The sequence below is a fragment of the Methylobacterium sp. CCH5-D2 genome, from assembly GCF_001556475.1.
GTDB classification, from domain to species: Bacteria; Pseudomonadota; Alphaproteobacteria; order Rhizobiales; family Beijerinckiaceae; genus Methylobacterium; species Methylobacterium hispanicum.
Genome location: NZ_LSIX01000267.1, coordinates 1 through 909, shown reverse-complemented (window position 1 = coordinate 909; position 909 = coordinate 1). Strand labels below are relative to the sequence as shown.

The following is a 909-nucleotide window of genomic DNA, read 5'->3' as shown; positions in this document are numbered from 1 at the left end:
CTTCGGCGCGGTGCCGTCCGTGCTGCCAGGCGTCGGCGTGCCGCTCGGCGCCTGCTGCGCCCCGGCGGGCCCGAGGGGCAGGAGCAGTCCGGCCAGAAGCAGTCCGGTCAGGCGTGCGGAACGCGGCATCGATGGCGTCTCCTCTTGTGCGGCAATGCCCGAGGCCTCCCATCCCGCGCCGGGCCTTACAACCCCAGGACTGGTAAATTCACGTCGTGATTGTGTCTCTCTGTCACCTGCGCACAGGCGAGGCGCCCCGGGCGGAGCTTGGCGGCACCGGCCGGCTCCGGCATCGTCGCGGCCGGCACAGCGGGGCGTTTCAAGGATCCGTCTAAAGATCCGCGCTGGCGTTCGGGAGGTTGCGCGTGGTTCTGAGACGTCTGGTGTCGGCGCTCGCCCTGGTGGGGCTCGCCTCCGCTTCCCTGGCGCAGGAGGCGCCGCAGCCCCCGCCCCAGCCGTTGCCGCGGGCTGACCCGGCCGCGATGGGCTTCTCGCCCGAGCGCCTCGCCCGCATCGGCACGGTGCTCGACCGCGAGGTGGCGGAGGGCCGGATGCCCGGCGCCGTCCTGATCATCGCCCGCGAGGGCCGGGTCGTGTTCCACGAGGCCTACGGCTTCCGCGACAAGGCGGCCGGCGCGCCGATGCCGCGGGACGCGCTGTTCAACATCGCCTCGATGACGAAGCCGATGACGGCGGTCGCGGTGCTGGGGCTGGCCGAGCGCGGCGACCTCGTCCTCGACGATCCCGTGAGCGCCTACCTGCCGGGCCGCTTCGCCGACCAGCGGGTCGCGAGCCTCGACCTCGCGGGCAAGCTCGCCGGCACGGTGCCGGCCGCGCGGCCGGTCTCGCTGCGCGACCTCCTCACCCACACCTCGGGCCTCGTCTACGGCGGGCGCGGCACCACGGAGG

The 909-nt window shown here is 74.0% G+C and carries 1 protein-coding gene; it reads left to right on the top strand.

Annotated features, from left to right (window positions below; genetic code table 11):
• Positions 1-365: 365 nt before the first annotated feature.
• Positions 366-909, top strand: a 544-nt coding sequence (locus AX737_RS07185) for a serine hydrolase domain-containing protein (RefSeq protein ID WP_156453570.1), incomplete at its 3' end; no start/stop codon positions are given.